Below are 25,846 nucleotides of genomic sequence, written 5' to 3' on the forward strand. Positions count from 1 at the left end.
TCCTGCGGGTATTCACTCCGGCACGCAGGCGCGCTTGGGTATCATCGCGCAATGACTTATGCCCCCTGTCTTGCCACTGTTTTCGTCGGCCTGCTGTGCCTTGGCAGCACCACGCTGCATGCCCAGAACCCCGACCCGCAACTGGTCGCCATGCGCGATGCCATCGCTGCCGCAGAGCGCGGCCAGTCCGATGCCGGTCAGCTCGGTGCCCTGAGCCGTCACCCGCTCTATGGCTGGCTGGAATTTGCCACGCTCAAGCGCAACATCGACAACGTCTCCAACACGCAGGCGCAGGGATTTCTGCAGCGCTATGCAGGCCAACCGGTGGCCGAAAGCTTTCGCAGCACCTGGTTGCCGGCGGTGGCGCGTCGCCAGGACTGGACCACCTTGCTGGCCAACTGGAAACCCACCGACAACGTCGGCCTGCGCTGCGCGCAGCTGACCGCGCGGCAGGCAACCGGCAAGCTGGATGCCCAGTGGAGCCGCGATGCGTTGACGTTATGGCGCACCGGCAAGGGCCTGCCCGACGCCTGCGATCCGGTGGTCGCCGGGCTGGAGTCGCGTGGCGAGCTCACTCCGGCACTGCGCTGGGAGCGCGTGGAGGCGGCCGCCGATGCACAACTGCCTGCGGTGATGCGTACCGCCGCACGCGGTCTGCCGGCGGCCGATCTGGCCCTGGCCACCGACTACGCCGCGTTTCTGGACAAGGCACATCCACGTGCATTGAGCTGGCCCCAGACCGAGCGCAGCCGTCGCATCGCGGTCGATGGCCTGGCCAAGCTGGCCAAGAACGATTCGGACGCAGCCGAGCAGCAGTTGCCGCAGCTGGCCACCGCGCTCGGCTTCAGCGAGGCGCAGCGCGGCCAGGTGCTGTACCAGGTCGCGCTGTGGACGGTGGCGTCGTACCTGCCTGATTCGGCGCGTCGCCTCAATGCAGTGCCCGATGCCTCGTACGACGAGCGCCTGCACGAATGGCGTGCGCGCGAAGCGATGTCGCGGGGTGACTGGCCGGCGGCATTGGCGGCGATCCGCAAGATGCCCGCCACCCAGCGCAGCGATTCGCGCTGGCAATATTTCGAAGCGCGCCTGGCCGAGAAGACCGGCGCTGGCGCTGCCGCACAGCCGCTGTATCGCGCCGCCGCGCAATCGCCGACCTTCCACGGCTTCCTGGCCGCCGATCGCCTGCAGCAGGCTTATCGGCTGTGCCCGTGGGAGCCCAGGGACAACCCGCAGGCCAAGGCCGCCGTCGCGCGTGATCCTGCGCTGGTCCGCGCAATCGCCTTGTTCCAGATCGACCGCCCCGGTTGGGCGGTGGCCGAGTGGAACGATGCCGCGAGCCGCTTCGACGACACCCAGCGCCGTCTGGCGGTGCAGGTGGCCGGCGAAAACGGCTGGTTCGATCGCGCTGTATTCGCGCTCGGCAAGCAGCCGGACGAACAACGCCTGTATGCGTTGCGCTTTCCGCTGCATCACGATGACAGCATTCGCCGCGAAGCGGCCAAGAACGCGATCGACCCGGCCTGGGTGGCCGCAGAGATCCGTGCCGAAAGCATCTTCAATCCACGCGCCCGCTCGCCGGCCAACGCAATGGGCCTGATGCAGGTATTGCCGGGCACCGGCGCGGCCGTGGCCAAGGGCATCGCCCTGCCCGGTTACGCGGGCGCCAGCAGCCTGTACGAGCCGGACACCAACATTGCCATCGGCACCGCCTACCTGCGCCAGTTGCTCAATACCTACGGCCTGCCCTACCTCACCATCGCCGCCTACAATGCCGGCCCGGGGCCGACCGGGCGCTGGCAATCGCAACGGCCCAACTTCGAGCCGGACTTCTGGATCGAGACCATCAGCTACAAGGAAACCCGCGAGTACGTCGCGCGCGTGCTGGCATTCAGCGTGATCTACGACTGGCGGCTCAACGGCGACATGCTGCCGCTCAGTGATCGGCTGATGGGCAAGCTGGTGGACAAGCGCTTGAAGCCGGTGTGCACGCCAGGCCAGGCGACCGATAACGCGGCGCAGGACTGAACTCCCAGTCAGCCGCCGAGCATGGCGGCTGGATGAGGTGGTCGTGCTTGCGCGGTTGCGGGTCGTTGTCTCGGCCTGGGGCGCAAGCTAGGCCATGCCGCTCGGATACTTACCTTTCGTTACGCTCCTAAGCTTCGGGCTTTGAGGCTTCAGACTCACAGGCTCCGAGGCTCTGGGGCCAACCAAGCTTTCCCGTCATTGCGTTGTTCCGGTGCATCGAAGGCTCGGGTCGGCGAGGGCGCGGTGCCCTCACCGCTTGCGGGACACGCCGTGAATCCGTCCGTGGAGGCTCGGTGGCGGCATCCATGCCGCCACACGGTCCCGCAACCGGCAAGGACACCGCACCAGAAAGTTGGTCGGCTGCTTTTTTGAAAGCGTGTTGCCCGACCTGCTCTGGGCAGATGAGAGATTTGTGGCTTGCTTGCTGAAAGCCTGCCTGCTGCTTAGGTTGCGACGAGAGGCTGGCCGGACGCACCGTGATCCGAACAATGCACGTCCTGCCCTGCTTGCACGTGCACACCGACCATCTCGACCGGTCCTTGCCCGCCCACCGTCGCGGGACCTTACGCGGCATGGATGCCGCGTAAGAGCCTACAAGGACGTACTTGCGGCGTGTCCTGCGAGGGTGGGCGGGCAAGGGCCCTGCAGCAAAGCCACCGTACCCGCTCTACAGTTGATCTATCCGCAAAGCCGTTGATCGTCCACTGTGCCTTGCGGCAAGTCCCGCGATGGTTGGCGGGCAAGGGCTCTATCGCCAAGCCGCAGATCAGTCGCTCTACGACGCACGCACCGCATCGGGCATCATGTCGCGATGAAGATCTATCTCGTTGGCGGCGCAGTCCGCGATGCCCTGCTTGGCCAGCCCGCTGGCGACCGCGACTGGGTGGTGGTCGGTGCCGATCAGGCGCAGATGGAACACCTGGGCTTCAAACCAGTGGGAAAGGATTTCCCGGTGTTCCTGCACCCGCGCAGCGGCGAGGAATATGCGTTGGCGCGTACCGAGCGCAAGTCCGGGCGCGGCTATCGCGGCTTCGTGGTGGATGCCGATCCTTCGGTGACGCTGGAAGAGGATCTGCTGCGTCGCGACTTCACCATCAATGCGATCGCACGCGACGAGGACACCGGCGAGTTGTTCGATCCGTATGGCGGCGCGCGCGATCTGCAGGCACGCGTGCTGCGGCACGTGGGGCCGGCCTTTGTCGAAGATCCCGTGCGCGTGTTGCGCGCTGCCCGCTTCATGGCGCGGCTGGCACCGCTGGGTTTCACTGTCGCGCCAGAGACCGCTGCACTGATGCGCGAGATGGCCGCCAGCGGCGAACTGGACAGCCTGGTGCCCGAACGCGTGTGGCAGGAATTACGCCGCGTGCTGGAGAGTGCGCAGCCATCGGCATTTTTGCGCACGCTGCACGACACCGATGCGTTGCGCGTCATCCTGCCCGAAATCGATGCACTGTATGGCGTGCCGCAACGTGCCGAGTTTCATCCGGAGGTGGATACCGGCATTCATCAGGAAATGGTCAGCGACATGGCCGCGCGACTGGCGCCCGGCGACGCGCTGGTGGGTTTTGCCGCGCTGACCCACGACCTGGGCAAGGCGCTCACGCCGCCGGAGGAATGGCCGCGCCACATCATGCACGAACAGCGCGGTGTTGCCCCGCTGCAGGCATTGTGCGAGCGCCTCAAGGTGCCCCAGGATTATCGCCAGCTCGCCATCACCGCCTGCCGCGAGCACCTGAACGTGCATCGCCTGGCCGAACTGCGCGACCGCACCGTGCACGAGCTGCTGGTGCGCTGCGACGCGTTCCGTCGCTCCGAGCGCATCGCGCAACTCGCGCTGGTCTGCGAAGCCGACAAGCGGGGCCGACTGGGTAGCGAAGACGCCGCGTATCCACAGGGCGAACAACTTAAACGCCTGCATGCCGCTGCGCTAGCCATCAATGCGCGCGACCTGGCTGCAGAAGGCTTGCAAGGCCCGCAGATCGGCGAGGCATTGGCGAAGGCGCGGATTGCGGCGATTGCGGGAGCAAGAAAGGCCGGCACGTAGCCGATGCATCGCGCATACCGTTGTCTAAACGCAACGGGGATGTAATCGCGCCAAGCAAAGCGTTGCCGCTCAGATCCGGACTATCGAAAGATCCCCGGGTCGAACTTGCAAACGCGAGTTGCCGTCATTGCAACAAGGCGGCTGCCCGAGAGCAGCCGCCTGGCCCGTCACAGCTTGAAATTCAGACTCAACATGAAAGAGCGGCCGTTCTTGTAGATGTAGTACGGCTGGTTCTTGTTGCCGATATAGCTGAAGTAGGTTTCGTCCAGCAGATTGGTGGCTTCCAGCGCCACGCGCAGCCGCTCGGTGGCCTGATAGCCGAACGAGGCATCGACCTGGGTGAATGCATCGGTCATCTGCTGGCCGTTGAGGCGGCCGATCTGGGTGAAGTATTCCGAGCGCCAGCCCAGATTCACCCGCGCGCTCCATTTGCCCTGCTCGTAGTACGGGCTGATGTTGTAGGCGTTGCGCGAGTTGTACGGCAGGCTGTAATCGCCGTCGGTCTTGGAATCGGAATAGGTGTAGTTGGCCACCACGCCGAAGCCGTTACCGAAGTTGTGCTGCAGGTTGAGCGCGACGCCGCGCACCTTGGCATCGCCGGCGTTGGTCGGCACCGAGGTCTGATAGGTGCTCGAGCCGCCGGTGGCGTTGTTGAAGAACACCCGGTCTTCCACGGTGGTCAGGATGTAGTTGGAGATATCGCGCGAGAAGAACTCGCCGCTGAGCAGGCTGCTGTCGGAGAAGTACCACTCCAGCGATGCGCCCAGGTTGGTGGACTCGTACGGACTCAATCCAGGATTGCCCGTGGACGCGGTGAGCGTGGTGTCGTCGGTAGCCACGTACGGGGTCATGTTGGTGTAGCGCGGCCGTGCGATCACCTTGGAGGCAGCGAAGCGCAGCATCAGATCATCGCGCAGGTCGTAGGCGATGTTGAAAGACGGCAGCCACTTGCCGTAGCTGTTGAGGAAGTTGACCGGCGTATAGCCGCCGCCGGGCGCATAGCTGAAACCATCGGTGGAATCGCGGGTGTGCACGTAACGCACGCCAACGTTGCCGCGATAGCGCTCGCCGGAAAAATTGCCCTGCAGGAACCAGGCGCGGTTCTGTTCTTCGATGCTGTAGTTGCCGGCGTAGCTGATCGGCAAGCCGTCATCGCCTTCCAGGCCACCGATGTACTGGCTGATGGCGCCGCTGTTGATGGTCGACCAGCGCTGCATGTCGGCGCTGGTCGACAAGCCGTCCAGATAGCCCGATGGCGTGGTGCCCGGCGAGAACGCAGCCAGCGTGCTGCCGTCGTTCGGGGTCCAGGTGCGGCTGTAGGAGGACTGCCCGGTGGCGTGATTGGTCAGCTTGATGCCGGTCAGGATCTGCGTGAACGGCCCCCACTCCACCGCATGGTCGAAGTCCACTTGCAGGTAGCGTTCCTTGTCGTACTGCGGGCTGTGGCTGGCCGAGGCGTTGTTGAGTTGCATCGCCGCCGCGTTGGTAGGGTCGGTGCTGTAGTCCATCGCGGTGCGGCGCCCGTCGATGTTGTAGCTGTAGCCGGCGAGGTTGCGGAACTGGATGCCGTAGATGCGCTCGGCACCGCCCTGCGAACTGGTGTAGCCCACCTGGCTGGACGCATTCCAGCCATCGTTATGCCAGTCGGCGCGCAGGTGGATGCTGCCGGTGCTGACCTCGCTGTTGCGCAGGTAGCCATCCAGATAGGTGTTGGACTGGTCGCCGAACGTACCCGAGGTCGCCACGCCGTTCTCGAAGCCCAGCGCCTGCGCATCGCCGGGGGTGGAACCCCAGTAGCCGTAGCGGCTCTGGTTGTAGTTGTCGAAACTCTCCTTGACGTACAAACCGGTCAGGTTGAGCTCGAAATCGGCATCCGGCTTCCACTGCAGCGCCGCGCTGACGCCATCGCGCTTGCGCGTCTGCTGGAATAACGCGGTGTTGATCGAGGTTGGAAACACGCCGGTGTTGTTGCCGACCACGGCCGGCGGAAACCCTGCGCCTTGCACGTTGTCGTAGCCGAAGATCTCCACGCCATCGCGACGCAACACGCGCTGCGAATGCATCACCGAGGTGAGCACACCAAGCGTTTCATCCTGGTTTTTCCAGCTGTACAGCGCCGAGGCATTCGGCTTGCCCTCCTCGGAACGATCGTTATAGCCGTAGCTCAGCGTGCCGGTCAGGGTATTGCGCTCAAGATCCAGCGGTTTGCGCGTATGCACGATCACGGTGCCGCCGATCGAGCCTTCGTCGATGCGTGCCTCCGGTGTCTTGTAGACCTCCATCAGGCCGACCACTTCCGGCGCCAGCGTGCTGTAGTTGAACGAGCGGCTGTCCGGGTCGTTGGGATCGCCGCCCCAACTGGTGGAGGCAATGGTCTGGCCGTTGAGCAGCACACGATTGAGCGCCGGATCGGTGCCGAGAATGCTGACCTTCTCGCCTTCGCCGAACTGTCGATCCACGGTGATGCCGGACAGGCGCGACAGCGACTCGGCAACGTTGGTGTCGGGGAATTTGCCGATGTCTTCGGCGCTGATCGCATCGACAATTGCATCGGCGTTGCGCTTGACGTTGAGTGCCTTGCCGAGGCTGGCCTGGTAGCCGACGACCTTGACCTCGTCCAGCGTGGACACCGAGGGATTGGTTTGCGCGGGCGCCTGTTCCTGCGAGGCTGCAGCCTGCTCCTGCGCACCTGCAGGCAACGCGGCAATCCCTGCCAGGGCAGCGCCACCGATCAACAGGCTGCGGACTGCAGCACTTAGCGGCGTGCGATGCAGCGGATGCGCATGACAGAACACATGACGGGAGAATTCGAACACACGGGAAGACGGCATTGCGTAGACCTCTTGACGGATGTCAGGTGGCAACCATGTGGTTGCACGACAACGCGCGATGCGCGTGACATGCCCGCACTCCGTCCCCTGTGCCGGATGCGAGCAGCGTCCCGCACTGCCGTAGCGGCATGCGGGGCAGCGCCAGTCCGACCAGCGGCCGGACGACAACGTTTTCAAGAATTCAGAAGTGGCTCCTACTCGCTGACAACGTTATCAACGAAGGTGCCTTCCGCAGCCGGGGCTGTCAACTCGCTGCCATAAATGGTCAGTTTCGTGCCTGAAACCGCACCGACGATGCAGATATTGGAATGACAGCGTGATCGCGTTCGCATTCATTTGCTTCGATGAGCAGACCACTGCGCGTAGCGGCCTGATGCCACAAGGCTGCGCAGCCGGATGTTGCGATGCAGGGTGTGTTGAAAGCGGCGATGTGGTGCATGCAGGCGTTTTATTGTTGCGCAGGCAGCATTCGCGCAATGCAGCTTGCCCCGCAGTCGCGGCACTCTGCGACTAGCACGTCGTGGCCCCCAAGTCAGTTCCATATTGCTGAAAGCGCGCCGACACCGGTCGTTCGTCAAAATGTTTACAGGATGCACCAGACTCGCAAACAGGACGATCACTTCGAACGGACGCAGGCCTGCGTCCGCAGCCACTGCGCAGCCGAGTCGATCATATCGACCTGCGGGTCAAGCAGGACATCCGGTTGCAGCCGGCCGTCGGTGCGACGCCCGCTGCGATCCTGCGTGTAGCTACTGGCAATCGCAAGGACAGCGCCGCCAGGCAGTTCCACAGAGCGATTGCCGGTGGTCTGGCCAGCGCTTGGCTGACCGAAGCTACGCGTGTTCGCACGGCCGCGAAAGGAGATTGCGACCATCTCGCCCGCACTCGCCGTCTTCGGGCCGATCAAGACCGCAACCGGGCGAGCTGCTTGCAGGCCATCGGGCGGGGTAGTCGGGCATGACGAAGACCGTGCCCGCCAAGGCGATTGCCTGCCTGCCGCATCGACAAAGCTGCCAAGCACTGCATCACCCATTAGCGCATGCAGCCCGTTGATCATTGGCCACATCGTGCCGCCGGTGTTGTGGCGTAAATCGACGATCCAGCCACAGGTGACCTGTGCGGCGGCTTGATCCAGCGCCGTTGTGAGCGATGTCTCGTAAGCACTGACGACTTCTCTGGAGGATGTCATCAGACCGGGGACGTCGAGATAGGCAATGCCGGATGACAGCAGACGCGCCTGCATGGCGGGCGGCTCACGTTGTGCAACGGCCTCCACGTTACGTCGTCCGGAAGGACGCATCAGGAAACTATGGCCGTCATCGAGCTGGGCGACCAATGCATCGATGGCGACATAGGCATCCACTTCGCGCATGTTTACAGCCTGCGCATGCAGCTGCGGCTCACGCGTGGTCCAGTCGATGCGGGCGCTGTGCAAGGCGTGCTCCCGGATCGCGGGGATGGCGACATCCAGGATCGCGCTGGCCGATGCCGCATCGGCCAGCGGCTCTGCAATCAAACGCAACTGGCTTACGTCCAGCGCTCCATCGCCTCGCAGCACAACACCGATGAACGCCTTCTGCGCATCCATCGGCACCTGCAGCGCGATGGAGCGGCTTGCACGCATCGTACCGACGACCGGGTCGGTTTGTGAGCTTTCGAACGCCAGGCGTTTGCCGTGCGCGTCGTCGGCGCGCATCCAGAGCGTGGCGCCCTGCGATGCGTTGGAGGTTGCCAATACACCGGACAACAGCAACGACTGGCCGCGCAAAGATACAGCGTCCAATTGTGCAGAGGCAGCACCGAACGGTGCAGTGCGCGCGGCAACTGCGGTCAGACGCAATTGCGCACCTTCACCGGACAGCACGTCGCCTTGCACCGCAGTCAATTGGTAATCAGCTCCACCGGCAGCCGCGTACCAGCTTGGAATCGCTGCCATCGCATGCACGCTGCACAACAGACTCAGTAACAACCACCATCGCATCCGTGCGTGTCTCATCCGTCACTCATCGCAGCCTGAGGCCAGATGCAATTTTAGCAGCCATTGCATGCGCGGTAAGGCCGTGCGCGAGCTGCGACATACCACCCGCAGGACGTGGCGACTCGCTGCAACGTGGCTGTAGATCGCGCGCAACAACCGCAGTGGTCGAACAGCACATCCCGCGTCGCGCGGTCATCGATCCAACCTTGCGCGAGCGTATTCGGCCTGACCGCTACACTTATTCGCGCTGTCCGGCCACCCAGGTAGCCAACACCTGTACATCCGCATCCACCAGCACCAGATCGGCTTGATAGCCGGGTGCAATGCGGCCCAGGCGCTGTCTCAGGCCGATGCATTGCGCCGGATAGGTGGACGCCATGCGCGCGGCTTCGGCCAAATCCACGCCCAGCCACTGCACGCTGTTGCGCACGGCCGTGGCCATGTCCAGCGCCGAGCCCGCCAACGCGCCATCGGCATTGCGTACCACGCCGTCCGCGGCGGTGATGGTTTCGCCGTACAGGTCGAAACTGGGGTTGTCGGCGCCGACCATCGGCATGGCGTCGGTGACCAGCAACAGCTTGCCGCGCGGTTTGGCGGCCAGCGCCATGCGCAGGCTGGCCGGGTGCACGTGCACGCCATCGACGATGATGCCGCACCACACGTCGGGGTCTTCCAATGCGGCGCCCACCGCGCCGGGCTCGCGCCCGGCCAGTTGCGACATCGCGTTGTACAGATGGGTGAAACCGCTGACGCCGGCGGCAATGCCGTCGCGTGCCTGCTCGTAGGTCGCTGCGGTGTGGCCGGCAAACACGATCGCGCCACCGGCGACGAAGGCGCGGATGTCGTCCGCCGGCACACGCTCGGGTGCGAGCGTGATCAGGGTGACGCCGTTGTCCAGCGAGGTATCGACGGCAATCTCGTGCGCGTCGGGCAGGCGGAACTTGTGCGCGTCGTGCGTGCCCTTGCGGGCAGGGCTCAGGTACGGTCCTTCCAGATGGATGCCGAGCACGCCGGGCACGCCTTGTGCGATTGCCTGGCGCGTGGCGTCGATCGCCTCGGCCATGACCTCGGCGGTGTCGCTGATCAGCGTCGGCAGCAGACCGGTGGTGCCGTAGCGGCGATGTGCGGCCGCGATCGTGGCCAGGGCCTGCGGGTCGCGCGCGTTGTTGAACAACACGCCGCCACCGCCGTTGACCTGGATGTCGATGAAGCCGGGCAGCAGGGTGGCGCCGTCCAGATCCACGCGCGTCTGCGCCTGCGCAACGCGCGCATCGTCAGCCGCCACCACCGCCTGGATCTGCGTGCCGGCCAGCAGGACGACCAGCCCATCCTGCAGGCCATCGTCGGTGAGCACGCGTGCATTGCACAACGCCTGAATCGGGGAAGCATCCATGTTCAAACGGTTTCCGTGACCTTGTTCAAATGCGGCGGCAGATCGGGATTGTTGCCGCGTTGCAGGGCCAGCGCGTTGATCGCGCGGTAGAAGCTCTGCACGGTCAACAGCGGTGCGCTGGCCGGATGCGCCGCATCCACGAGCGGCAGGTCGCCGTCGGGCGCGGCCAGCCATACCTGCGCGCCACGCGCGCGGAATTCGGCGGCGAGCGCACGCGTGCCGGCACCGGTTTCGTCGGGCTGGGCGAACACCAGTACCGGGAAGCCCGGCCCCACCAGCGCCATCGGGCCGTGCTTGACCTCGGCCGAGCTGTACGCCTCGGCATGCAGGCCGCAGGTTTCCTTGAACTTCAGCGCCGCTTCCTGCGCCGCGCCCAGGCCCAGGCCGCGACCGAGCACGAACAGGTTGTGTGCGGGCACCAGGCCGGCAGTGAGCGCGGACCAGTCGGCCTGCCAGGCGTCGCGCAACTGCTGCGGCAATGCCTCCACCGCCGCGAGCAGGGCCGGATCGTTCTTCCACACAGCGCCCAGGTGCAGCAGCGCAGCCAGCGAGGCGAGATAACTCTTGGTGGCAGCGACGCTTTTTTCCGGGCCTGCGCCCAGCGCAATCACCACCTCGGCCAGCTGCGCCAGCGGCGAATCCTCGACGTTGACCAGGGCGACCACGCGCGCGCCGGCCGCCTTGGCGGCCTCGGCATTGCGCAACAGGTCCGGGCTCTTGCCCGATTGCGAGATCACGATGTACAGCGCGCCGCGCAACTGCAGCGGCGATGCATAGACCGAACCCACCGACGGCGATGCCGAGGCAGTGACGATGCCGAGCTGGGTTTCGAACAGATACTTGGCGTAGGTCGCTGCGTGATCGGAACTGCCGCGTGCGCAGGTCACCACGAACGGCGGCGGCGTGTCGCGCAGCGACTGCGCAAGTGCGGCGACGGTGCCGGCGTTACGGGCGAACTGCGCGGCGACCACGTCGGCGGTCTGCGCCGCCTCGCGGAACATCAAGGTCTCGGTTTCGGTGGGAAGGCTCATCGGGCTCAGGCGGATTCGGGGGGGAAGGATTTTGCGGACGGCGTCTGCGCCGGTGCAGTGGAACCGCGCACCACCAATTGCGGCACGAAGCCGCGGTTCTGCAATTGCGCGGGCTGGTCGTCGTAGGCGTCGCTGCGCAACTGGCTGATCAACAGGCGTGCGGCATGCCGCGCGATGTCGTCGGTGGCCTGCTTGGCGGTGGTCAGTGCCGGCCAGGACTGGCGCGAGAACGGGCTGTCCTCGAAACCGGCGATCGACAGTTGATACGGCACGTTCATGCCGGTGGACTTGGCCGCCGCCAGAACGCCTGCGGCGATTTCATCGTTGCTGCCGAAGATCGCGGTGGGCGGCTCGCGCAATGACAGCAACCGGCGCGCGCCACGGAAGCCGTCGTCGAAGGTGTAATCGCCCGGGATCACCAGGTGCTTGTCCAGGGTGATGCCGTAGTCCTTCAATGCGGCCTCGTAACCGGCGTAGCGTTCGCCGCTGGAGCGGTGCTGCGGGCCGCCCCACAGGAACCCGATGCGTTGATGGCCCAACTGGACCAGATGCTCGGTGATCTCGTAGGCGGCAGCGCGGTCGTCGATATGGACGCAGGGGCCATCGCCCGGATCGTCGGTGGCGGCGATGATGCGCACGCTCTTGATGCCGCGTGCGGCCAGACCGGCCATCAGCTCGGGGCGCTCGGACATCGGTGCGGTCAGCACCACGCCGGCCAGCCGCGAGCGCTGCACCCATTCGGCCAGTTCTTCGGCCAGCAATGGCGAGGTGGAATCGCAGGGATGGATCTGCAGCCCGAAGCCGGTTTCGCGGCAGGCGGCCAGCACGCCGTTCTGGATGCCGATGATGTGATAAGGATTGGGATTGTCGTAGACCAGACCGATCACGAACGGCGTGCCGCTGCGCAGATTGCGCGCGGACGGATCGGGCTCGTAGTCGAGATCGGCGATGGCGCGCAACACACGCGCGCGCGTGGCCTGCATCACCGACGGTTCGTTGTTGATCACGCGCGACACGGTCTTCAACGAGACCTTGGCGCGCTCGGCGACATCTTTGATGGTGGGCCTGCGCATGGGTGTGCCTTGTTCGTCGGAACGCATCATGCTGCCTGGTTCACTTGGCCTGGGCCGGCAGGCCCACGCGGTGACCACGCAGCGAATAGAACAGGATGTACAGATAGCACGGCACCATCAACGCAGCGAACACGGCCTGGAAGTCGTGGTGCTGTTTGAGAATGGCGAACAGCTGCGGAATGATCGCGCCGCCGGCAATGCCCATGACCAGCAATGCCGAACCGATCTCGGTGAAGCGGCCGAGCCCGCGAATGGCCAGCGGAAAGATCGCCGGCCACATCATCGCGTTGGCAAAACCGAGCGCGGCCACGAAACCCACCGACACATAGCCGTGGGTCAGCAGCGCGCCCAGCGAGAACAGCACGCCCAGCACCGCCGACACGCTCAGGTACCGCGCTTGCGAGATCACGCCCGGAATCAACGCCAGGCCGACGATGTAGCCAACCAGCATCGCGCCCAGCGTGTAGGAGGTGAAGATCTTGGTGCTGTCCAACGGCAGATTGAAGCCGCGGCCGTAGGTGCCGATCGCATCGCCGGCCATCACTTCCACGCCCACGTAGACGAACAGGCACAACACGCCCAGCCACAGGTGCGGGAACTGGAAGATGCTGGACTTCTGCACGCCGGCCGCGCTGCCGGGCGTGGCATTGGCCTCGGAGGCTTGCAGCTCCGGCAGCGGCGAGAACAGCACGCCGATCGCCAGCAACAGCAGCACCCCGGACATCACCAGATACGGTGCATGGATCTTGGCGGCGAACGCAGTGAGCAACTGCTGCTTGGTCGCCGCATCGGCGCTGGCCACCTGCGCGGACAGATCGCCGATGCCGTGCAGCACCAGCGAGCCGATCAGGATCGGTGCCAGGATGCCGGCGATCTTGTTGCAGATGCCCATCAGCGCGATACGCCGCGCCGCGCTCTCGATCGGCCCGAGGATGCTGATGTACGGGTTGATCGCCGTCTGCAGCAGCGCCAGGCCGCTGCCGATCACGAACAGGCCGCCCAAGGCGCCCGGATACCAGCGCTGGGTGGCGAACTGGCCGAAGCCGGCCGCGCCCACCGCCATCACCACCAGGCTCAGCGCCAGCCCCTTCTTCATGCCGGTGCGCTTGAGGATCCACGACGCCGGCAGCGCCAGGAAAAAGTACGACAGGTAGAACACCATCAGCACCAGGAAGGCATTGACCTCGTTGAGGTCGAACGCCAGCCGCACGAAGGTGATCAGCGGCCCGTTGATCCAGGTGAAGAAGCCGATGATGAAGAACAGCACGCCGACGATGGCGATCGAGACAACGGGATTTGCGGGCCTGGCGGTAGTCATGGATCGGCTGGCTCTTGAGTTGTCGGTGGGGGACGCCGCGCTGGATCAGCGACGCAGTTCGGCGACGAAATCGTAGAAATCGTTGTGGCAATAGGTGTCGGTCAATTCGATCGCGCTGCCGTCGCGCGCATAGCCCACGCGCACCACATGCAGGATCGCCTCGCCGGTCTTCATGCGCAGGTGCTCGGCCAGCCGCGCAGGCAGATTGATCGCGCGGAAGTACTGCAGCGCACGCACTACCGGGGTGCCCTGCGCATCCAGATAGCTGTAGAGCGAATCGCCGATCTGCTGCGGGTCGGCGACGATGCGCTGCGGCAACACCGCGTGTTCGTAGGCCATGACACGGTCGTCGGCGCTGCGCAGGCGGGTCAGCGAGGCCACCGCCGCATCCGGCGACAGGCCCAGCCGCAGGATCTCTTCGCCATGCGCCGGGCGCAGCCGCCGCTCCAGCCAGCGCGTGCCGGGCTCGTAGCCCTTGATGCGCAACGTCTCGCTGAAACTGGTCAGGCCACTGAGCTGGTGCTGGATCTGGGTGGTGACGAAGGTGCCGGCGCCCTGCCGACGCGAGACCAAGCCCTGTTCGACCAGCACGTCCACGGCCTGGCGCAGGGTCACCCGCGAGATCTGCAGCCGCTCGCACAGCTGGCGCTCGGCCGGCAGCGCTTCGCCGGCCTTCCACTGCGCGCTGCGGATCTGCTCGTCCAGCTTGCTCGCCAGCTGCAGATACAGTGGCGTCGGCGCGGAGGCATCCAGCGTCAGCGCGTCCATCCGGGGGTCGGTGTCCGTCCTGGCTTCGGTTTTCGGTTTGGCCATTGCCCGTCCTCCGGACCGACTTGGATTCGTTAGGTCCAATATAGTACCAATTTGCCCGGAGCGCATTAGCGGCCCCGCTCCCGGCAGACGGCGCAAGGTGCCGGCTGCAGGCGCCATTGAACTCGCGGACGGGCCACGGCCCGGCAGGCAGCAGGGAGAGGACACCATTGCACCTGCGCGCGACCTGGATCGGTGTCACCACATGTCCGGCTGAAAAGACGTCCGCAGCAGGGACTGCCCCTGCCGACCCATCTGTCGCTCACCGTCGTCGAACGCCACGCACTCGCCGAACTGCACCCCTGCGGCGCCGCCAGGCGTCTGCGCTGGCTTGAAGGAACAAACACCAGTGGCGAGGAACTCCCGACAACGCGGGGGCGACACCCAGCCCGCACCTGTACAAGGACCCGGGCATTCCCCTGCGCGCTTGATGCACATGGCCAGTCAGCCGGCCCGTTCGCCAGCCATCCGCCGTCAACGTAATTGCCCTTGGTCGATGCGCAGCAAGCCCCGCTCCGGGGTGGCAGCGAAGCCCAGCAACTGCAGACCCACGCCCAACACTGCGTCCTGCCCTGGATCGACGCGTGACTGCAGCCGCCAGCGCCCATCGCGCCACAGGTGCAGCTGTGCATCGGCCTGCACGCCGGCAGGCAACGCGGCGTCAGGCAGCAGGCTCAGCACGGCGCTGTCGTCCACGCAGCGCGGCTGCCCGGACAAGCGCAACGGCGGCAGACCGGGCAACTCGCCCGCGCCACTTGCCAGCAGTTGCAGGCCGACCCGCCCACCTGCCTGCACGCAGCCGGTGGCATCGAACAGCAGATCCACCTGCTGCAGCTCCACCGCCAGATCGATCAAGGCCATGCCCGCCGGCTGGCGCAACAGCAGCTGGCCCTGCGCATCGCCGATACCGTAGTGCGCGCCATCCACCAGCAGCAGTTGCAGCTGCGTGGCCTGCAAATGTACCTGGCGCTGTCCACGCAACAACGGCCAGACACGCGGCCGTACCGTGACATCGCCGAAGGCGATGCCTTGCCATTGCACCTGCCGCAAGGTGCCGGCCCATACCGGCCCATCCACGTCCAGCGCCGAGAACGGCAGCCCCTCGCGTGGCAGCACCAGGCGCAGCGGCAGCCACGCCAGCAGCGCGACAGCCACCATCACCAGGAAGACCAGGATCCAACGCAGGCGCGTCACGGTGCAGGCTCCGCAAACCCGCAGCGTACCCGCAGTTGGCCCTGGTCGCGCACGATGCTCAGGTGCGTCGGCGCCAGGCCATGCGCCTGGCGCAGCCGCTCCAGCCAGCCGAACAAGCTGGTGGCGCTGACCGCATCGATCTGCACGTCCACTCCGCCCGCCGCGCTGCGCTGCTGGGAGGTGATGCCGACGCCGGCTTCGCGTGCGCTGCTTGCGATGAGCTCGGCCAGTGCCGTCGTGCCAGGTGCAGCCGCACGCCCGGTCGCCGATGCCTGCGCAGATGCATCCAGCACCAGCTGCGCCGCAGCGGCATAGCGCGCCTGCGCCTGGGCACGCCAGTGCCGCAACGGGGTGTAGAGCGCATACCAGGCGACGAACGCAGCCACGGCAGCGCACATCACGCCCAGCATCAGCCGCTCGCGCGGCGCACGCGCCCGCCACCACTGCGTGCCGCGTTGCACAGGTGCAGTCATCGCAATGGCTCCAGCACGAACGGCGTCCGCAGGCGCTTGTCTTCGCTCTGGCTGCTGCCGGGCTGCAGTTGCCACCCCTGCTGGGCCAATCGTGCGGACAGCTGTTGCAGGCTGGCGCCATCGCCATGCAGCAGGGTGCCGCGCAGCGGCTGGGTGGCGTGATAGTCGAGCTGATCCAGTTCCGCCGCCGGCATGGCATCGACCGCCGCGAACAAGGGACCGAGCTGCACGGCCAGGCGATCGGCCGCCACACCGGTGTGCCGGCGTTCCTGCAGCGCGGCCGGTACCGCCGCTGCATCGCGCACGCCCAACTGCGCGGCAGCGCGCGATTGCAGCATGCGCGCACCGATTTCGTAGCGCAGTGTCTGCGCCAACAACAGCACCAGCGGCGACAGCAGCACCAGCGCGGCCAGCACCACAAGACGGCGCGCAGTGATTGTCTGCGCAGCGGCCGGCCTTGCAGCGAACGCGTGCTGCAGCAGGTTGATCGGCACGCGCATGGCGCCTTGTGCCAGGCAGGCAATGGTGTGCGCGGTGGCGTGCGCTGGCGGCTGTGCCGGCGCGCGCTCGCCCAGCAGCATGCGCGCGGCCTCCGGCTCCAGGCTGCAGACCAGGCCTGCGCCGCGGATCAGCCAACGGCCATCCCAGTCCATCACCACTGCCGCAGCATCCGTGGCCGGCTCCAGCAACAGGCAATCGGGCACCACCGCATCGGGGACGACGCCCAGCTGCGTTGCGCGCGCCAACCACTGCTGTAGTACTGCGCTGTCCACCGCAGCAACCAGACGCGTGCCATCGGCCTCGCTGCGATCGGCGATCACCACATGCAGCGCCGGTGTCTCCACAGCCAGGTGTTCGGCCAGTTGCAGGCGCGCAGCCGCGACCGACTGCGCGATGCTGCGGCCGGGCAGGCTCAGCCAGCGCAGATGCACCTCCACGCCCGGCACCACCAGCACGGTGCGCGTGGACGGTTCATACGGCGCGCTGGCTGCACGCTGCGACAGTACCTGGCCATGCGTGTCCACACGCACGGCAATCGCGTGTGCCGTGGCATCGGCGGGCAGCAACAGCAAGGTGGTACTCATTCGTCGGAACTCCATTGACGCGCCACCAGCCGCACGCGGCCGGCAGGATCCTGCTGCAGCAAGGCGTCCAGTACGACTTGCGCGCCGGCGTGGTCGACCTGGCTGTAGAGGGAAAAATAGCGGGTGCGTAGTTCGATCTGCTCCAACACTGCATTGGAAGGTTCGGCCTGGATCAGCGCAGGCTGGCTCAAAAAGGTGTTGGCATCGCGCCATCCCCCAGCCGGCCGCGCGGCAATGACGCGGCGCGCGGCTGCCAGCTCCAGAGCGCCTTCGGTCAGCGCCACCAGGACCGGCGCATCTTCCGGGCGCAGCGTATTGATATTGATCGGCGACAGGCGCGCCTCTGGCAATGCGCACACATGCGGCCGCAACTGCGCGATCACCTGTGGCGTATAGCCGGCGATGGCGCGCAGCTCGCTGACGCCCGCCAGCAGGGTCGCCCCGCTGCGCAACGGCACTGCCGATTGCAGATAACGATCGTCTTCGGCGCCCTGCGCACCGGGCTGGCTGTCGCTGTCGATCCAGTCCACCAGCGCATCGGTCAGCGCCTGTGCCTGTTGCGGTGCGATGCCCAGCACCTCCAGCAAGGCGCGGTACTGTTCTGCGCCGTCGTCGCTGCGCTGCCATTGCTCGGGCGCACCGGCGACCACGCTGTTGAGATTGAAGCAGCCGCCGCGGTCGCGCAGCCGCACACTCACTGCGCCGTCGTCCAGCGGGAAGGTCACCGGTTGATCGTTCCAGCCGCCCTCCAACGTGGTGCGTATCGGGTCGCGCCTGGCCAGTGCCTGCAGGCGTTGCCGGGCGATGGCTTCGGTGCCCAACGCATACCACTGCGCCTGCGTCATCGCCTCGCCATTGCCGCTGCGGCGCAGGCCGAAGCGCAGATCGTCCAGCACTGCGACCATCAATAGCGTCATCACCGCCACCAGCAACAACACCGTCAGCAGTGCGACGCCACGTTGCTCGGCATGTGCGTTCAAGGTCTTCATCCGCGCCCCTCCGGCAGCAGGAACAACTGGCGCACGCGGCCCCATTGCTCCAGCTCCAGCTCCAGCGAGATCGCATCCGGCAGCGCGTCGAGCCCGCCGCTCCAGCCATCGCTCCACTGCGCGCGATAATGGAACCCGACCGCTGCCGAGCGCACGCCACGCAACACCACCTGCGGCGTGCCGGCGATTGCACCGTCAAGCGCGGGACGCGCACTGCGCTCCAGGCGTCCGTCGACCACGCGGTATTCCACGTACTGCAGCGACGCGCGCGGCGCCTGATCCGGATTGCTCCAGCCGCGTCGCACAAAACCGAACAGCGGCCCCGGCACACCGGGCGGGCTCGCGACGAACGCGGTGCGTGCTGCGCCGCCCTCGCTGTTGCGCGTGCGTCGCACTGCGGCCTGCTGCAGGTCGCCGCGCAGCAGGCCGTGCGCAAGCTGGAACTCGCGAACCTGCTGCAGGCGTGCCCGCACCGCATCGCGCTGGTCGATGCTCTGGCGCATCACCACCACCGCGGCGACCGCCACCAGCGCGAACACCGCCAGGGCGACCAGCAGCTCGATCAAGGTGAAGCCCGCGCTGCCACGGGTGCCCGCTGCGCTGCGACGTGCGCGGATCATTCGGCGCTCCGCAGGACACTCACGCTGGCGATTTCCTGCGCCTGCGCTGCGGCGCGCACCTGCACCTGGATACGCACGATGCCGGTACTGCCGGCCGGCATCGCCGTGCGCCGCCAGTCCCAGCTGCGTCCGCCCAGCTTTTCCTGCCCGTTCGCCGGCGCCAATGCTGCGGCGGTGGGCGCCAGCATTGCGTCGATCGCCTGGTTCTCCGCAACCACCGCAGCCAAGGCGCGCTCTTCCAGCACCACCGCAGTGCGCGTGCTTTCGCCGGACAGGTTCAGCAGGCCAACCACGGCCATGCCGAAAATCGCCAGCGCGACCATCAGTTCGAGCAGCGAAAATCCGGCGCAGGCATCGGGCTTACCGCGGGCGCGCATCGACCCGTACCACGCCGGCGGCGTCCACCACCACCTGCAGCTGCTGCTGGCCGTCGGCCAGCGCGATGCGTTGCGGCGTGGCCGCACCGGTGGGATCGAAGCGCACGCTCAACCGGGTCCCGCCCACCGGCAACTGCGTCTGCACGCCGGCAGGCCAGCGCATCGCGGCGAACGGCTTTTCATCCAGCGGCACCCAGCGTTGCTGTGCCTGGCGGCGGAACCTGTAACCCCCCGCATCCACGGTCACCTCGACCATGCGCAGGCTCAGGATGGCTTCGTCGCGTGCGTGCAGCAAGGCACTGGCCAATGCATCGGCCTGGTCGTGCAGGTCACGCCGCGTATCCGGCAAGGTCAGCACCACCAGCGTGCTGGCGAGTGCGGTGATCACCAGGACGGCGAGCAGTTCGAGCAGGGTGAAGCCGTGCGCCTTCGTCCGCGATGCATGTACCCGTGATTGCCCTGCGATGGCCGTTTGCGCGAGCACTGCTGCGACTCAGCGCCAGTTGCCGATATCGGCATTGTCGGCGTCGCCGCCTTCGGCGCCGTCGGCACCGAACGAGTAGACGTCGAAACCACCACTGCGACCCGGTCGACGGTATTGGTATGCGTGGCCCCACGGATCTTCCGGCAGGCGGCGGACATAGCCGCCCTGGCGATAGCGCTCGGGCCGGGTCAACCCGGTCGGCGCATTGAGCAAGGCCTGCAGGCCCTGTTCGGTACTCGGGTAGCTGAGGTTGTCCAGCCGATAAGTTTCCAGCGCCTGCTCCAGCACCGCCACGTCGGCACGCGCCTTCTCGACCATGGCGCGATCCTGGCTGGGCATCACGTTGATCATCACCACGGTGGCCAGCAGGCCGATGATGACGATGACCACCATCAACTCGACCAGGGTGAAGCCGCGCGTTCGCGCTTGCGAGGACAGCGAGCAAGGACGGTGGCGATGATGGATGGACTGCATGAGGATCTCCAGGGATAAGCGTCCGCGCTCAACCAAGCGCGAGGGTGTTGAATTGCAGGATGGGCAGCAGGATCGACAGCACGATCACCGCCACCACGCCGCCGAGCAGCACGATGATGGCCGGCTCCAGCAGGCTCATCGCCGCGGTGGTGAAGGACTCGAACTCGCGCTCCAGATAATCGGCGGCGCGCTCCAGCATCGGCGCCAAGCGCCCGCTGTTTTCGCCGCTGGAGGCCATGTACAGCAACGTCGGTGGAAACACGCCGGCGCGCTTCATCGCCGCGGCCAGGCTGCCGCCCTCGCGGATTGCCGTGACCATGTTGTCGGTGGCCAGCCGCAAGGCGCGGTTGTCGACGGTGCGCGCGGCGATCATCAGGCCTTCCATCAGCGGCAGCCCGCTGTTGACCATGATCGCCAGCGTGCGCGCCATGCGTGCGGCGTGCAGGTCGCGGATCAACCGGCCGAGCAAGGGCGCGCGCAGCACGGTGCGATCGGCCGCCAGGCGCAGCTGCGGGCGCCTGAGCAGGCGCAGCGCTGCGATCACCGCAATGACCAGTGCAACCAGCAGCGGAATGCCCGCGTGCAGCAGGAACTGCGACACGCCGATCACCGCGCGCGTCAGCCATGGCAATGCGCGCCCCATCGAATCGAACTGGTCCACCACCTTGGGCACCACAAAGGTCATCAGCACGATGACCACCGCACCGGCGGTCAGGGCCAACGCCGCCGGATACACCAACGCAGACTGCAGCTTGCTGCGCACCTGCGCCTGCCGCTCCAGCAGGTCGGCCAGGCGCTCCAGCACCTGTGGCAGCGCCCCGGCACTTTCGCCCGCGGCCACCATCGCGCGGTACAGCGGCGGAAACGCAGTGCCCTGGCGCGCCATCGCATCGGACAGGCGGAAGCCCTCGACCACCAGCCCGTGCGTCTGGCCGGTGACCCGGCGCACGCCGCGCCGCTCGGACTGCGTGCCGATGGTGCGCAGCGCTTCTTCCAGCGGCGCGGTTTCCACCAGCGTGGCAAGTTGACGGGTGAACAGCACCAGATCCTTGCCGCTGAAACGCGCCGGACGCACGCCGCTGGCCGCCACCGCCGCCTCCACGCGTACCGGCACCCACTGCCGCTGCTCCAGTTGCGCACGCGCAGCCTGCGCCGTGTCCGCGCTGATCACGCCCTGGCGGCTGTGCCCGTGCAGGTCGAGCACGGTGTAGTCAAACCGCGGCATGCGCATCGTCCTGCTGGCGGGTGACCCGCAGCGCTTCTTCCAGCGTGGTGAGGCCTTGCAGCACCGCCGCACGCGCGGCATCGCCCAGGCGCGCTGCGCGTGCGAAGGCCGCTGCAGCCAAGGCATCCTCGTCGGCGTTGTCGCCGATCAACCGGCGCATCGCATCATCCACCGCGATGGCTTCGTAGATGCCCACCCGCCCGGCATAACCGCTGTGGTGGCAAGCCGCACAGCCCACGGCGGCGTAGATGGTTGCATCGTCGGGCGCCTGCAACATCTGCCGCGGGCTGGCATCCAGCGGGCGCGGTGCACGGCACTGCGTGCACAGGCGACGGACCAGGCGCTGCGCCAGAATCAGCCGCAGGCTCGACGCGAGCAGGAACGGTTCGATGCCCATGTCGCGCAGCCGCGTGACTGCGCCCACCGCATCGTTGGTGTGCACGGTGGACAGCACCAGGTGGCCAGTGAGGCTGGCCTGCACGGCGATCTGCGCGGTCTCGGCGTCGCGGATCTCGCCGATCATCACCACGTCCGGATCCTGGCGCAGGATCGCGCGCAAGCCGGCCGCGAAGGTCATGCCGACACGTGCATTGACCTGGGTCTGGCCGACGCCGTCGATGGCGTATTCCACCGGGTCCTCCACCGTGAGGATGTTGCGCGAGCCGTCGTTGAGCAGGCTCAGCGCCGCATACAGCGTGGTGGTCTTGCCCGAGCCGGTCGGCCCGGTCACCAGCACGATGCCGTTGGGCACCTGCAGGGCGCGCTGCACGGTGTGCATCACCGCCGGTGGCATGCCGAGCTGGGCCAACGACAAGGTGCCCTGCTCCTTGTCCAGGATGCGCAGCACCACGCGCTCGCTGCTGCGCGTCGGCAGCGTGGACACGCGCACGTCCAGCGCCTTGGCACCCATCACCAGCGACACCCGGCCGTCCTGCGGGATGCGTTTTTCGGCGATGTCCAGCCGCGCCATCACCTTGACGCGCGACACCAGCAACGGCGCGATGCGTCCGGGCAAGGTGGCCGCCTCGCGCATCACCCCATCCACGCGCAGGCGCACGCGCAGCCGCGCTTCGTAGGATTCCAGATGCACGTCCGAGGCGCCCAGGCGCGCGGCCTCGGCGATGATGCCGTTGATCAGGCGGATGATCGGCGCATCGTCCTGGCTGTCGAGCAGATCGGCGGTGGGGATGTCGTCGATCAACGAATCCAGGCTGTCGTGCAGGTCCAGCGCCTCCACCTGTACGCCCTGCTCCATGCCGGCATCGGCGTAGATCTCCGACACATGCCGGTCGAACACCGACGGCGCCAGCGTGCGCACCTGCAACGGCATGCCCAGGGCACGCCGCAGCTCGATCAGGGCCTGCACATCGCCGCCTTCGCGCAGACCGATCTGCGCGGCACTGTCGCTGCCGAGCAGCACCACGCCGTGGCGCTTGGCGAACGCGTAGGAAATGCTGGCGCGCGCGGTGTTCATGGCATCAGCGCTGCGCGGGACGTGCGCCGGGCGCAGGCGTTGTTGCCGGCGCAGGCACGGCCGACGCTGGCGCGGCCGGCAGCTGCGGCGGCGGCGCGCGCAGGTAGTCGCGTACCAACGCATCGAGCGCGGCTTCCGGGTCGCCGTCGGCCAACTGGCGGTCGCGCAGATAGGTGTAGCGCGGTGCGGTCATGCGCTGCGCATCGGCCGCATCGCGGATGATGGTGGGGCGGATGAAGACCATCAGATTGGTCTTGTCGCGATTGCGCGACCTGTGCCGGAACAGCGCGCCCAGGCCGGGCACATCGCCCAGCAGCGGCACCTTCTCCACGGTCTGCCGGTCGTTCTGGTCGAGCAGGCCGCCGAGCGCGACGATGGCGCCGTTTTCCACCACTACGCGGGTTTCGATCTGGCGCTTGTTGAACACCAGCTCCGACGACTGCGCGCTGACCGGCCCGGCAATGGCCGAGACTTCCTGCTTGATCGCCAGGGTGATGCCGCCGGCGGTATTGATCTGCGGGCGCACTTCCAGCTCCACGCCCACGTCCTGGCGCTGGATGGTGCGGAACGGGTTGTCGTTGGCCGCGCCCAGTACTTCGCCGGTGGTGATCGGCACTTCCTGCCCGACCAGGATGCGCGCCTGCTCGTTGTCCAAGGTCATGATCGACGGGGTCGACAACAGGTTGGAGCCGGTGTCGCTCTTGACCGCATCGATGATCATGCCGAACACCGCATCGTTGCTTTGCCCGGCCAGCCCGATCAGGCCGCCGCTCAGGCCCAGCAAGGATTGCGCGGCCACATTGCGCGCCTGTTCCAGCACCGAATCGTCTTGGCCGTTATTGCTGCGCGTGCCGGCCGCCGCTGCGGCCAATGGCACGATGCCCGGCGAGGCGCCGCTGTACTGCGTGGCGATCAACGGCACCGTGCCATTGCGCCCGGCCAACAGCAGCTGCACGCCCAGGCGCTTGGCGGCGGTGTCGGAGATCTCCACCACGATCGCTTCGACCAGCACCTGCTCGCGATGCACGTCCAGCTGACGGATCACCTCCATCAAGGCACGCTGGGTTTCCGGGTCGGCATTGATTATCAAGGCGTTGGAGCCGGGGTAGCGCACGATCACCGGGCGCTTGCCGGCGGCCGGTGTGATCACCTGCGTCTGTGCAGCGCCCGCAGCAGCGGCGGCCACATCCACCGCGTTGGAGCGCGTGTCCTGCCCGGGCTGTGCCTCGTTGCCCGGGCTCTGCCCGACCAGCTGCTGCAACACCGGCAGCAATTGCTCGGCGCTGGCGTGCTGCAGCCGCACCACGCTGACATCGCCGCGACGTTCGGCGCGCCCGTCCAGATCCACCGCGGTGCGCACCACGCGCTGCACCAGTGCCGGGTCGCCGCGCACGATCAGCGAATTGCTGCTTTCCACCGGCAGCACCGACAGCACGTTGCTGCGCTCGCCCGCCTGCCCGAACAGCGAGGTCAGCGTGCGCGCCAGTTCCTGTGCGGAGCTATTGCGCAAGCTCACCGTGTCGATCGCCGCGCGGTCGGTGTCGATCTGCGCGACCAGGCCGCGCACGCGGCGCAGGTTGTCGGCGTAGTCGGCAATCAACAGGCTGTTGCCCTGCGGCATCGCCATGATCACGCCGCCGCGCCCGATCAGGGGCTTGAGGATCTCCGCGGCGCTGCGTGCATCCACGCGTTGCAGGGTGAACACCTGCGTGGCGAATCCCAGATTGCCGTTGGCAGCGCTGGCCGGTTGCTGTGCAGCGGTATCGTCGGGAATGATGCGGTAGGTCGACGGCCCGCTGGACACCGCGATCAAGCCATTGGCGCGCAAGACCGCCAGCAGCATGCCGAGCAGATCCTGTTCCGACATCGCCTGCGCACGCGCCACGTTGACCGTGCCCTGCACGCGCGTGTCCACGATGAAGGTGATGCCGGTGGCACGCGACACGTCCTGGATGAACGCGCGCAGGTCCACGTCCTGCAGGCGCACGGCCGGTGCGTCGGCGGCATGCAGCGACACCATCGGCACCGCCGGCAGGGCGAGCAACAACGCGGCCGAAAGCAGCCATACGGGGCGGGCAGCGGTCATTGCGGGCGCTTCAGGGTCATGGTGTGGGTCTGGCCGTCACGGCGGTAGGTCAGCGTGGCTGCCTGGCCATCGCGTAGTTCGTCCTGCAGCTCGCGCAGATGTTCGGCATCGAGCGTGCGGCCATTGAGTTGGGTGAGCACATCGCCCGGCGCCAGGCCGGCCTGGCGCAGCAGTGCGCCATCACCGCGCGGCATCACGGTGAAGCCGCTGCCGTCTTCGCTTGCACGCAGGCCGGCGGTGGTCAGCAGTTGGTGCGGGTCGACAGCCGTCGCTGCGGCCGTGCCAGCGGCTGTGCCGACATTCGACGTCACTGCAGGCGCGGCGGCGCCTGTCGCTGCGGTCGCGGCCGTTGCTGGCGATGTGGCCGACGACGACGCCGTGGTCTCCACCAAGCTCAGACGTCGCACTCCACGGCCGGCGCGCAGCAGCACGTGATCGCTCGCGATCGCCTGTACCTCCACGCCAGGTACCACGCCATCGCCAACGCGATACGCCCCCTGCCTGCCGTCGCCGCTGCTCAGAAACGCAGCCGCTTGCCCGCCGCCCGCGCGCACCCCATGCAACACGATGCCGTCGCTGCTGGCCTCCGGAACGCTGCGATGGAACACATCGCGGCGCAGTGCCGGCAGCTCCGCATGTGCAGGCGTGGCGACCTGGGCAGTGCCCCACGGCCCGATCGGGGTGATCACCACCCACACCACGCGCGCGCACTGTAGCGCGAGCAAGGCCAGCAGCACGCAGCCCAGTGCAGTGCGGCCACGCGCCGACATCAGGGGTTTCAAGGAGGGCAAAGCGCGCTGCAAAGCGGACATCCGTCTCGGATTGCGGTCGAATGACAGAATGCGGCAGCAATGTGTCAGTT

The 25,846-nt window shown here is 66.9% G+C and carries 21 protein-coding genes; 2 read left to right on the forward strand and 19 right to left on the reverse strand.

Annotated features, from left to right (window positions below; translation table 11 throughout):
* Nucleotides 1–51 precede the first annotated feature (51 nt).
* Nucleotides 52–2,025, forward strand: coding sequence for a transglycosylase SLT domain-containing protein (locus FHT08_RS10190; RefSeq protein WP_166775018.1), 1,974 nt, complete (start codon nt 52–54; stop codon nt 2,023–2,025).
* A gap of 811 nt (nt 2,026–2,836) precedes the next feature.
* The gene (locus FHT08_RS10195) at nt 2,837–4,069 is read left to right on the forward strand and encodes a multifunctional CCA addition/repair protein (RefSeq protein WP_166775019.1); all 1,233 of its coding nucleotides are present in this window, start codon (nt 2,837–2,839) and stop codon (nt 4,067–4,069) included.
* Nucleotides 4,070–4,236: 167 nt separating this feature from the next.
* Here the strand turns inward: FHT08_RS10195 and FHT08_RS10200 are convergent, their stop codons facing one another.
* From FHT08_RS10200 to FHT08_RS10290, 19 genes are all read right to left on the reverse strand, one after another.
* The gene (locus tag FHT08_RS10200) at nt 4,237–6,900 is read right to left on the reverse strand and encodes a TonB-dependent receptor (protein ID WP_208408958.1); all 2,664 of its coding nucleotides are present in this window, start codon (nt 6,898–6,900) and stop codon (nt 4,237–4,239) included.
* Between the two features lie 616 nt (nt 6,901–7,516).
* On the reverse strand, nt 7,517–8,881 hold the full coding sequence (locus FHT08_RS10205) for a S41 family peptidase (protein ID WP_243849003.1): 1,365 nt from the start codon (nt 8,879–8,881) through the stop codon (nt 7,517–7,519).
* 235 nt (nt 8,882–9,116) lie between these two features.
* Nucleotides 9,117–10,271, reverse strand: a complete 1,155-nt coding sequence (nagA, locus tag FHT08_RS10210; protein WP_166775020.1) for an N-acetylglucosamine-6-phosphate deacetylase — start codon at nt 10,269–10,271, stop codon at nt 9,117–9,119.
* Nucleotides 10,272–10,273: 2 nt separating this feature from the next.
* Nucleotides 10,274–11,302: an SIS domain-containing protein gene (locus FHT08_RS10215; RefSeq protein WP_166775021.1), complete on the reverse strand. Its 1,029-nt coding sequence runs from the start codon at nt 11,300–11,302 to the stop codon at nt 10,274–10,276.
* A 5-nt stretch (nt 11,303–11,307) separates the two neighbouring features.
* On the reverse strand, nt 11,308–12,375 hold the full coding sequence (locus FHT08_RS10220) for a LacI family DNA-binding transcriptional regulator (RefSeq protein ID WP_104538851.1): 1,068 nt from the start codon (nt 12,373–12,375) through the stop codon (nt 11,308–11,310).
* Nucleotides 12,376–12,415: 40 nt separating this feature from the next.
* Complete coding sequence (locus tag FHT08_RS10225) at nt 12,416–13,693, reverse strand: sugar MFS transporter (protein WP_166775022.1); 1,278 nt, start codon at nt 13,691–13,693, stop codon at nt 12,416–12,418.
* 45 nt (nt 13,694–13,738) lie between these two features.
* Nucleotides 13,739–14,461, reverse strand: coding sequence for a GntR family transcriptional regulator (locus tag FHT08_RS10230; protein WP_166775447.1), 723 nt, complete (start codon nt 14,459–14,461; stop codon nt 13,739–13,741).
* Nucleotides 14,462–14,977: 516 nt separating this feature from the next.
* Nucleotides 14,978–15,688 carry a type II secretion system protein N gene (gspN, locus tag FHT08_RS10235; protein WP_166775448.1) on the reverse strand — a complete coding sequence of 237 codons (711 nt, stop codon included), beginning with the start codon at nt 15,686–15,688 and terminating at the stop codon, nt 14,978–14,980.
* A 5-nt stretch (nt 15,689–15,693) separates the two neighbouring features.
* Nucleotides 15,694–16,170: a type II secretion system protein GspM gene (gene gspM, locus FHT08_RS10240; protein WP_104538560.1), complete on the reverse strand. Its 477-nt coding sequence runs from the start codon at nt 16,168–16,170 to the stop codon at nt 15,694–15,696.
* The gene (gene gspL, locus FHT08_RS10245) at nt 16,167–17,255 is read right to left on the reverse strand and encodes a type II secretion system protein GspL (protein ID WP_166775023.1); all 1,089 of its coding nucleotides are present in this window, start codon (nt 17,253–17,255) and stop codon (nt 16,167–16,169) included. Before gspL ends, gspM begins: the two co-directional genes overlap by 4 nt.
* Nucleotides 17,252–18,244, reverse strand: coding sequence for a type II secretion system minor pseudopilin GspK (gspK, locus tag FHT08_RS10250; RefSeq protein ID WP_104538562.1), 993 nt, complete (start codon nt 18,242–18,244; stop codon nt 17,252–17,254). Before gspK ends, gspL begins: the two co-directional genes overlap by 4 nt.
* Nucleotides 18,241–18,864 carry a type II secretion system minor pseudopilin GspJ gene (gene gspJ / locus FHT08_RS10255; protein ID WP_104538563.1) on the reverse strand — a complete coding sequence of 208 codons (624 nt, stop codon included), beginning with the start codon at nt 18,862–18,864 and terminating at the stop codon, nt 18,241–18,243. Before gspJ ends, gspK begins: the two co-directional genes overlap by 4 nt.
* On the reverse strand, nt 18,861–19,241 hold the full coding sequence (gene gspI / locus FHT08_RS10260) for a type II secretion system minor pseudopilin GspI (protein WP_104538564.1): 381 nt from the start codon (nt 19,239–19,241) through the stop codon (nt 18,861–18,863). Before gspI ends, gspJ begins: the two co-directional genes overlap by 4 nt.
* A complete protein-coding gene (locus FHT08_RS10265) occupies nt 19,225–19,707 on the reverse strand; it encodes a GspH/FimT family pseudopilin (protein WP_166775449.1) in 483 nt (160 codons plus the stop codon). Before FHT08_RS10265 ends, gspI begins: the two co-directional genes overlap by 17 nt.
* Nucleotides 19,708–19,734: 27 nt before the next feature.
* Nucleotides 19,735–20,199 carry a type II secretion system major pseudopilin GspG gene (gene gspG, locus FHT08_RS10270; protein ID WP_104607044.1) on the reverse strand — a complete coding sequence of 155 codons (465 nt, stop codon included), beginning with the start codon at nt 20,197–20,199 and terminating at the stop codon, nt 19,735–19,737.
* Nucleotides 20,200–20,227: 28 nt separating this feature from the next.
* On the reverse strand, nt 20,228–21,424 hold the full coding sequence (gene gspF / locus FHT08_RS10275; protein WP_166775024.1) for a type II secretion system inner membrane protein GspF: 1,197 nt from the start codon (nt 21,422–21,424) through the stop codon (nt 20,228–20,230).
* Entirely contained in the window at nt 21,411–22,952 is a 1,542-nt protein-coding gene (gspE, locus tag FHT08_RS10280; RefSeq protein WP_166775450.1) for a type II secretion system ATPase GspE, read from the reverse strand. The genes gspF and gspE overlap by 14 nt, the downstream gene beginning before the upstream one ends.
* The gene (gene gspD / locus FHT08_RS10285; RefSeq protein WP_166775025.1) at nt 22,903–24,984 is read right to left on the reverse strand and encodes a type II secretion system secretin GspD; all 2,082 of its coding nucleotides are present in this window, start codon (nt 24,982–24,984) and stop codon (nt 22,903–22,905) included. The genes gspE and gspD overlap by 50 nt, the downstream gene beginning before the upstream one ends.
* Complete coding sequence (locus FHT08_RS10290; RefSeq protein ID WP_166775026.1) at nt 24,981–25,796, reverse strand: type II secretion system protein N; 816 nt, start codon at nt 25,794–25,796, stop codon at nt 24,981–24,983. Before FHT08_RS10290 ends, gspD begins: the two co-directional genes overlap by 4 nt.
* Nucleotides 25,797–25,846: the final 50 nt, after the last annotated feature.

Source organism: Xanthomonas sp. CFBP 8151 (assembly GCF_011761885.1).
Taxonomy (GTDB): domain Bacteria; phylum Pseudomonadota; class Gammaproteobacteria; order Xanthomonadales; family Xanthomonadaceae; genus Xanthomonas; species Xanthomonas arboricola_B.